The organism is Psychrobacter sp. FME5 (genome assembly GCF_014861375.1).
Classification (GTDB): domain Bacteria; phylum Pseudomonadota; class Gammaproteobacteria; order Pseudomonadales; family Moraxellaceae; genus Psychrobacter.
The window spans coordinates 1-9261 of record NZ_RRYX01000114.1; the positions used below are offsets into that span (position 1 = coordinate 1).

Here is a 9261-nt window from a genome sequence, read left to right on the forward strand (position 1 = left end):
GTGGCTTGTTGCGTTCAAACTTGGCCTTTGCCATGGGTATTTCCTCTTTTTTTGGGGTCAACCACCTAAAATTTATAACATAATTAAGCGAGTATCGACCACATTAAGATAATTATTAAAAGGGTGCACATACTAATGTGCAGATATTATAAGAAAATTGTCGCCAATAACAAGCCTTTTAACCAATTATTGGCGTATTTCCTATTAACAATATAACGCTAAGCAGTATATTGCTTTTATTTATACAATTTTACTCGTCATCATCTTTAGAGTTGAACTTAGAGATAATGTCAGCAGCAACTGATTTTGGAATCTCAGCATACTTTTGGAATTCCATAGAGTACGTTGCACGGCCTTGTGACATTGAGCGCATTTGCGTGGCATAACCAAACATTTCCGCTAATGGTACTTCAGCACGAATCTGCTTAGTACCGCCAGGCAAGTCTTCCATACCCTGAACCATACCACGACGACGGTTAAGATCGCCCATGATATCGCCCATGTAGTCTTCAGGTGTTTCAACTTCTACTTTCATTACAGGCTCAAGTAGCGCAGGGTTTGCCGCCATGAAACCTTTTCTGAAAGCGATAGAACCAGCCATTTTAAATGATAACTCATCCGAGTCAACATCATGGTAAGAACCATCATACAAAGTCGCTTTTACACCAACGATTGGGTAACCAGCAAGTACGCCGTTTTTCATGCGCTCTTGGATACCTTTATCAACCGCACTGTGGAATTCTTTTGGTACCGTACCACCAACCACTTCTTCAGCGAATTCATATTCGACGTCGCCTGCTGGATCAAGTGGCTCAAGACGTAACCAAACGTGACCAAATTTACCACGACCACCTGTTTGACGGACGAATTTGCCTTCTTGCTCGATGGTTTCACGAATCGTTTCGCGATAAGCAACCTGTGGCGCACCGATGTTGGCTTCAACACCAAACTCACGCTTCATACGGTCAACTAGAATCTCAAGATGCAGCTCACCCATACCACTGATGATCGTCTGACCCGACTCTTCGTCAGTATGTACACGGAATGATGGATCTTCTTTAGCCAAACGACCCAAAGCAATTGACATTTTTTCTTGGTCAGCTTTGGTCTTAGGTTCAACCGCTAGGCTGATAACTGGATCTGGGAATTCCATACGCTCAAGTGTAATGATGTTGCTTTCATCACATAGCGTATCGCCAGTACCCACATCTTTCATGCCAACTAACGCTGCGATATCACCAGTACGAATTTCTTCAAGCTCTTGTTGTGAATCTGCCATCATCTGTACGATACGGCCAACACGCTCACGCTTCATTTTAACAGGGTTGTAAACACTACCACCTTGCTTGATGACACCTGAATAAACACGAACGAAGGTTAAGTTACCAACGAACTTGTCATTCATAATCTTAAATGCAAGCGCTGAAAATGGCTCGTCATCTGAAGATTCACGGAAGCCTTCACTTTCTTCTTTATCGTTCAGGATACCTTTAATAGCAGGTACATCTGTTGGATCTGGAAGATACTGAATAACCGCATCCAACATTCTTTGCACACCTTTGTTTTTAAAGGCAGTACCACAAAGTAGTGGGATGATTTCATTGTTAATGGTTAATTGACGAAGCGCACCATGAATTTGTTCTTCTGACAATTCACCGTTCTCTAAGTACTCTTCCATTAACTCTTCAGTGGCTTCAGCTGCGTTTTCTACCAGATACTCGCGATACTCTTCTGCTTTTTCTTGTAGTTCAGCTGGAATTTCGCGCAAGTCATATTCCATACCTTGAGACGCTTCGTCCCAATAAATGGCTTTCATGCTGACTAGATCAACCACACCTTCAAAGTCGTCTTCTTTACCAATTGGAATAACCAAAGGTACTGGCTTGCCACCTAGACGAGTTTTGATTTGGTCGATAACGCGATAGAAATCTGCACCAACGCGATCCATTTTGTTGACAAATGCAAGACGTGGTACTTTATATTTGTTTGCCTGACGCCATACGGTCTCAGACTGTGGCTGAACGCCGCCTACTGCACAGTAAACCATGCAAGCGCCATCAAGAACACGCATAGAACGTTCAACTTCAATCGTGAAGTCAACGTGACCTGGGGTGTCAATGATATTGATACGGTGTTCGTCGAACTGCTTCGCCATACCTGACCAAAAGCAAGTAGTCGCCGCTGAGGTGATAGTAATACCACGCTCTTGTTCTTGCTCCATCCAATCCATGGTAGCTGCACCGTCATGGGTTTCACCAATCTTGTGACTAACACCGGTATAGAACAAAACACGCTCAGTAGTGGTCGTCTTACCAGCATCAATGTGCGCTGAGATACCAATATTGCGATAGCGCTTTAGGGGAGTTTTACGAGCCATAGTGTTTTCCTAGGAAAAGTCGTGTATATAATAATGAGTTGTGTCTCTACCTCATACTCTATGACAAAGCGTTCAGCTTCGTAATATTACTTACTGATCATTGGACCTAATACGGACAATAAAAGAGCAAATACTAAGAATAGTGCGGCATCAAATCTAGGATGCTCCCTAGTAAACAGTATCGTTTAAGAGGAGCATCTTGATAGATATCCGCCATCTCAGCTGCTAATAAGTTAAACTTACTTACAACCGAACGGATGATGGCGGCAATCAATAGAATAAAAACAATGTGCGATTAATTGACCTCAGTCATTAATCTAGAACCACTGTATAACAGCCATTCAAAAAACATCTTAGAAGCGGTAATGAGAGAATGCTTTGTTAGCATCTGCCATGCGGTGAACTTCGTCACGCTTTTTCATAGCAGCGCCTTTGCCATCAGCAGCATCATTCAATTCGCCTGCTAAACGCAAAGCCATTGATTTTTCAGAACGCTTAACAGCAGCTTCAGCTAACCAACGCATAGCCAAGGCGGTACGACGGGAGGGGCGTACTTCCATTGGTACTTGATAGGTTGCACCGCCAACACGGCGAGCTTTCACTTCTACCATTGGGCGTACATTTTCTAAGACTTCTTCAAAGAAAGCGACTGGATCTTCAATCTTGCGCTTTTCACTTACTGTTTCTAGTGCACCATAAACGATACGCTCAGCAGTAGATTTTTTACCATGGCTCATTACATGGTTAATGAATTTTGCAACAGTTTGGCTACCAAACTTAGGATCCGGTAGGATCTCACGGGTAGCAATGACGCGACGTCTTGGCATAATAATAATCCTTTTCTTCAGGAGTGTCTGACATTCACAATCTCGCACCAGTTGTATATTAGGTGGCGTTATATCGAGTTGTCAGTCAGCCTTACTGCATGGCGGTATGTTATAGCAATAAATCATCTACTTAATAAAGTTATCGCTGACACCAGACCCATGCACAGTTAATGGGTGATACAAAAAAGCTCATTTAATAACGGTTAGTTATTAAACTTTAGGCTTCTTAGCACCATATTTAGAGCGACCTTGTTTACGGTCTTTTACGCCTGCGCAATCTAGTGCACCACGAACGGTGTGATAACGTACACCAGGTAGATCTTTTACACGACCACCACGGATAAGAACAACACTGTGCTCTTGTAGGTTATGACCTTCGCCGCCGATGTAGCTTGATACTTCATAGCCTGAAGTCAAACGTACACGACATACTTTACGCATGGCTGAGTTAGGTTTTTTAGGCGTGGTAGTATATACACGAGTACATACACCGCGGCGCTGTGGACACGCTTCCAACGCAGGAACTTTTGACTTTTCCTTGATGGTTTTGCGACCTTTACGAATCAATTGGTTAGTTGTTGCCATAAGGCATCCTTCTCCCGTTTGGTATAAAACAAAAAAATGGGGCAATACACCCTCATCTGACGTTAGTGGCAGATTTCGGAGCACCCATTTTTAGGACAATGTATTATAAAGAGTTGTTGCAGCTATTTCAACCACTTATGAATGGTTTCACTTTACAACATTCGATAGATATGCTTAACGCCTACTACCATACTATTTTATCTGTTGTTAATTTAAAACTAACTAAAAACAGACTACTAAATATGGTATCGAAAGTAACGCTGTGCATAATTTAGATAAGATATTTAGAAATAAATAAACAGCGATTTACAGTGGTTATATGACGATATTATCTTATTTTTCAATAGAAAAAGATACTATCGTCATAATTAAAAACACCTCACACCTTTGAGCAGATTACAGTGTATGAGTTTGCTTTATACAAAATAGAAAAACTAGGCAGGTATCACCGCTCTACTTACTTTGTTTATCGACTGCTTTATCAGTGTCATTTGTGCTTTTTTCAGAGGGTTTGGCGGCACTACCCTTTTTATCACTTTTTTTCTCTGAGGCTTTTTGCTTCTCTGAGACTTTTTGCTTAGTATTCTTTTGTGTCACATTTTCCGGCTTAGCGTCTTTTTTCTCGCTATCTTCTTTGCCACTACTTTTCTTATCTGTTTTTTTAGCTGTTGCTTTTTCTGACTCTATATTAGTGCTTTCGGCAGTATCTTTTGCCTTTGTTTCTTTTTGCTTAGCATCTTCAAGACTTTCAGCGTTTTTAGAGTCCTGCTGCTTGTCTTTATCAGCAGGTTTAGTGACCTCTGCTTCGCTGCTACTGTCATCCGTAATCGCACGATTGGCAAGCTTGGTTTCAGGCGCAAAAGTCGCTTGAGCAACACCAATCACTTCATCGATCAACTGACTGTTGTAGCGCATACCAATGAAGACCGCGGTGAACGGTAATAAGCGGCGCATCCACGATAGATTGATTTGGTCTAAATCAATACCAACCTGACCTGCAATTTTATCGACTTGCTCAGCATAGAAGTTTACGTTGGTGTTTTTTAGGCCCAGATTTTTAAGCTCACTGTGTAGACCGCTGCTTTGTGCATTATCTAGTAAGCCCTTACCGATGCCTATACCTGCTAGCAACGCTTGTTTTTCTTGCATTTTGCTCAAGTCAGCATTGGCAAGCAGCTCATAGGCCATCTTGACACCTTGCTTACCCGTTAGCGGCTTATTGTAGACCGCGCCCAATTGGTAAACGGTACGTAATGAAACCAATAGCAACCACAGCGTATCAGCAAGTAGCCCTGGCAAACCAGCTAAACCTGTAATCCCGCCTAGCGTTGCAAGCGCGCGGTTTTGATTGGCGATGTCGGTTGCCAATGCATAGCGCTGCTCATTATCTAAGCTGGCAATATCGGCAAAGCGATGTTGATTGGGCAGATCAATCTGGCTCCAATTGGCAGCAAGCTTGGCAATCTGAGCAAATGCCCCATCTAACGTCGATTGAAAAAAGCTATTGGGCACCACTTTTTTGGCGTATTTACCATAAGTGGCAAAACGCGGCCCCAATAACTGCTGGGTTGCTTTTAAGGTTTGTTCACGGAATAAGTCTTGCTGATAATCTTCATCGCCTAGGTTAACCGCTTTAAATTGACGCGGTTTACTGGTTTTAGCATTCATACTATCTATGACCGCCCCTACTCGTTCAAGATTATTACGAGTAAAAGAGCCAACGGTGGTGATACTTTTAGAAAGAGTGCTACGCTTTGCCATGATGATATCCTTAATATATGGTTTGGTTATTTATTATAAACTGCTTATTTTTTTAGTATTAATCAGTGTACCATTCTAACGAATAATCAGTCTAAATGTCAGTGCTAACAATGTTATTGCTCTCATCCGTTTTGTATCTAAAAGTATCACTTATTGATGACCGGCCAATTTCTTTAAGATACAACTTTATGATGTGTAGTATAAATATAGGCAGTTCTAAATAAAATCGATACGCCGGTAGCTATGCGCTAGCTGTTATAAAGTAAATCATCTATAAACTGGTTCTATTTTATGACTAACATAGCAGCTTTTACGACGCTCAAAACTGCTAAAACCAATAGGTACTTGTTTTTGAAGATACGCATTATTTTGTGGTTATTTTGCACTTATACAAAGATTTTAGGCTCTTGATACGTTATGATATGCCATAACTCACAGTACAGCTGTACTTCTATTTATAGTTAGCCATTTATAGAGTATATAGGTTTATGATGACCGTTATAATGGCTACAAAATAAGCATTTAATACTCGCGAACCTCTTCGATTAGAACATTCTTAATATTAAAAAGAGAGACGTTTGAGGTTGAATAATAGAAGTCAGTATTCAAAAACGATTGCTAAAGGTAATTCTCCAAAATCGTTACTCATAAGGAATAGAATATGCGCCGCGTTGTTATCACTGGAGCAGGGATTGTCTCTTGTATCGGACATGATTTAGCTACTGTCACCGACTCTCTTAAACAAGGCCGCTCTGGCATTACATTCAATGAATCGTATGCTGAGCACCAATTTAAATCACACCTTAGCGGTAGTATCGATAAATCAGCGCTTGATACCTCAGCTATCGACCGTAAATTAAAACGGTTTTTTAGCGACGCCAGTCTCTATGCCTATGTCAGCGCCTTAAATGCTATTGAGCACGCTGGATTATCACTTGAGACTATTAATAACAATCCGCGTGTGGGCGTAGTAGCAAGTTCAGGCGGCGCCTCAACCGAAAATATCGTCAATGCTATTGATGCGATGCGCGAAAAAGGTCTACGCGGTGTCGGCGCCATGGCTGTACCAAAAACCATGGGCAGCTCGGTATCTGCAGCACTAGCGACGGGTTTAAAAATCCATGGTATTTCCTACTCTCTATCTTCTGCATGTGCCACCTCAACCCATTGTATCGGTCATGCCGCTGAGCTGATCCAGCTAGGCAAGGCGGACGTGGTACTCGCCGGTGGTAGTGAAGCTGAACACTGGACACAGTCTTGTATGTTTGATGCCATGGGCGCAATGAGTACTCAGTATAATGATACGCCGAAACTTGCCTCAAGAGCATATGATAAAGACCGTGATGGCTTTGTGATTGCCGCTGGTGGTGCGATGGTGGTGGTAGAAAGTTTAGAACATGCCCAAGCGCGCGGTGCCAATATTTTAGCCGAAATCGTCGGTTACGGTGCCAGCTCAGACGGTGCAGAAATGGTTGCACCAAGTGGCGAAGGTGCCGTTCGCTGTATGCAGCTAGCCCTTGCTGAAGCAGGATTACAAAGCGTCGATTATATAAATAGTCACGGTACGAGCACGCCATTAGGCGATATCACCGAGCTCAAAGCCATTGCTAAAGTCTTTGGCGATGATGTCAGTCAAGTACCCGCTATTAGCTCGACCAAATCCATGACTGGCCATAGCTTGGGTGCAGTCGGTGCTCAAGAGCTGATTTATTGCTTATTGATGCTAAAAGAAGGCTTTATCACCCCCAGTATCAACATTGAGCAACTCGATCCTGCTGCCGAAGGCTTTGATATTGTCACTGACAAGCGTGACGTTAAGCTCGAAACGCTCATGAGTAATAGCTTTGGCTTTGGCGGCACAAATGCTACCCTCATCATCAAAAAATTTGACGCCTAAATATGGTCGCACCATTTAATCACAAAACTGAGCAGACAGTTTCTGCGCCATCGCCAGCTACCAAACCTAGCTGGCGTTTTGGTGACTTACCTGCCGCAGAACTGATGCCGCCGCTACAGCAATATTTATACGCTCAAGATGCTAAGGCAAACTGGCAATTGGTTTGGCTCAATAACGACGGGCAGCCCATCATTGGCTTATTACCGACAGTAAGCTGGTCCGTTTATTACGGTGCGAATGACCCGCCTCCTTCTGACAAACAAGAAACGCTTTATAAAGTCGAAAAAACTTGCCGCGCCAGCCACCATATTCATCACAGCACCGTCACAACAACCTATATGTGCTACAGTGAATGGCAAGATGAATTGATTGCTTATAGTCAAGCTTATAACATCGATAGTAATAGCAATGACTCACACTCAACATTTAAAACAAATAAAAAACCCAACTATCATCACGGTCTCATCGGTTTTATTGGTTATGATATTGCCGCTCACGAGCTAAGCCCAGCGAGCAACATTGAGCTGGCAGCACAGCCGTGTGCGCTACTTGGACATTATGATATCTATCTAACCCCTAAAAAAAATGATAACTCAGGTTGGCAGTTAGAAGTAAATAGCACGGCTAACGCGTCAAATAAAGATATTGATGAAGAACAAAAAAACAAACTTGTCATAGCCCTTATTGCTTATTTAGATGCGTTAGATAAAAAACTGTCTGATAAACATCCTAATCGAAAAAACATCAACCAAGCGCAACTTGAAACCTCGTCAGCGCCTGCTTCTTTGCTATTAAATGCACGATGGGGCAAGCGTCATTATCAGCAAGCCTTTGGTCAAACGCAAAACTATCTACAGCAAGGCGACTGCTATCAAATCAATCTAACCCAAGAGTGGCAGGGTCGTCTCACTCATACACAATCAACATCGAATATCATCGATTACTTGCCTGCTCTACATCGTAATACACAAGCGCCCTTCGCAGGGTATTTAGCGATTCAACATTTAAATGATAACGCTAATAGTAATAAGCCAGACAATTCTACTGAGCGCACAAGCAGCTTTGAGCTCTTAAGCTGCTCTCCCGAGCTATTTTTCACCTTTATCAAAGACGGTGCCACTGGTAAACACCATATACGTACTAAGCCAATTAAAGGTACGATGCCACGTGGTGCAACTGCTGAGCAGGACAATAACTATAAACAACAACTCATCGATAGTGAAAAAGACCGCGCCGAAAACGTGATGATTGTCGATTTATTGCGGAATGATTTGGGTAAGTATGCCAAGATAGGTAGCGTAAAAGTGCCGCAGTTATTTGCGATTGAAAGCTTTAGCAATGTGCATCATATGGTCAGCACCATTACCGCTGAATTACGCACAGATACTCATCCGCTTGCCGTATTATTTGGCAGCTTGCCCGCAGGCTCAATCACTGGAACACCAAAGAAACGCGCGGTCGAGATTATCTCTGAATTGGAAAACGCCCCACGTGGTGCTTATTGCGGCACCATGGGTTATATGAATTTTGATGGTAGTGGACAATGGAATGTACTAATTCGTACCCTGCAAGCAACCAGCACAGCAGATGATGTAGCAAACAATACGAAGCAAGTCAGTTTATGGGCAGGTGGCGGCATCACTGTCGCTTCTGACTGCGATGCTGAATATCAAGAATGTCTCGATAAAGTGGGTAATTTGCTATCCGTTCTTGCTAAAACAGCTAGGGGCTGTATAGAATTCAAATCAGCGGCAGCCAGATAAAGACACAAGCGAGAATTACGGCAGCCTCATAGCTGGCTTTAAGCTTATCAT

Annotated in this window: 6 protein-coding genes; 2 read left to right on the forward strand and 4 right to left on the reverse strand. The window is 42.6% G+C overall.

Annotated features, from left to right (window positions below; all coding sequences use genetic code 11):
* Window positions 1-250 precede the first annotated feature (250 nt).
* The 4 genes from fusA to EI161_RS12060 form a co-directional block, all read right to left on the reverse strand.
* A complete protein-coding gene (gene fusA / locus EI161_RS12045; RefSeq protein ID WP_192523617.1) occupies window positions 251-2377 on the reverse strand; it encodes an elongation factor G in 2127 nt (708 codons plus the stop codon).
* A 353-nt stretch (window positions 2378-2730) separates the two neighbouring features.
* Entirely contained in the window at window positions 2731-3204 is a 474-nt protein-coding gene (gene rpsG / locus EI161_RS12050) for a 30S ribosomal protein S7 (protein ID WP_192523618.1), read from the reverse strand.
* A 210-nt stretch (window positions 3205-3414) separates the two neighbouring features.
* Window positions 3415-3789 carry a 30S ribosomal protein S12 gene (gene rpsL, locus EI161_RS12055; RefSeq protein ID WP_011281154.1) on the reverse strand — a complete coding sequence of 125 codons (375 nt, stop codon included), beginning with the start codon at window positions 3787-3789 and terminating at the stop codon, window positions 3415-3417.
* 453 nt (window positions 3790-4242) lie between these two features.
* Entirely contained in the window at window positions 4243-5550 is a 1308-nt protein-coding gene (locus EI161_RS12060; RefSeq protein WP_192523619.1) for an EcsC family protein, read from the reverse strand.
* Window positions 5551-6211: 661 nt separating this feature from the next.
* Here EI161_RS12060 and EI161_RS12065 point away from each other — a divergent pair.
* Both EI161_RS12065 and EI161_RS12070 read left to right on the forward strand, forming a co-directional pair.
* Window positions 6212-7447 carry a beta-ketoacyl-ACP synthase II gene (locus EI161_RS12065; protein WP_192523620.1) on the forward strand — a complete coding sequence of 412 codons (1236 nt, stop codon included), beginning with the start codon at window positions 6212-6214 and terminating at the stop codon, window positions 7445-7447.
* Between the two features lie 2 nt (window positions 7448-7449).
* The gene (locus EI161_RS12070) at window positions 7450-9210 is read left to right on the forward strand and encodes an anthranilate synthase component I family protein (protein ID WP_192529660.1); all 1761 of its coding nucleotides are present in this window, start codon (window positions 7450-7452) and stop codon (window positions 9208-9210) included.
* Window positions 9211-9261: the final 51 nt, after the last annotated feature.

Excerpts from the sequence above, each read along its gene's own strand:
- fusA (WP_192523617.1), bottom strand. The coding sequence starts at position 2,377 with ATGGCTCGTAAAACTCCCCTAAAGCGCTATCGCAATATTGGTATCTCA.
- rpsG (WP_192523618.1), bottom strand. The coding sequence starts at position 3,204 with ATGCCAAGACGTCGCGTCATTGCTACCCGTGAGATCCTACCGGATCCT.
- rpsL (WP_011281154.1), bottom strand. The coding sequence starts at position 3,789 with ATGGCAACAACTAACCAATTGATTCGTAAAGGTCGCAAAACCATCAAG.
- EI161_RS12060 (WP_192523619.1), bottom strand. The coding sequence starts at position 5,550 with ATGGCAAAGCGTAGCACTCTTTCTAAAAGTATCACCACCGTTGGCTCT.
- EI161_RS12065 (WP_192523620.1), top strand. The coding sequence starts at position 6,212 with ATGCGCCGCGTTGTTATCACTGGAGCAGGGATTGTCTCTTGTATCGGA.
- EI161_RS12070 (WP_192529660.1), top strand. The coding sequence starts at position 7,450 with ATGGTCGCACCATTTAATCACAAAACTGAGCAGACAGTTTCTGCGCCA.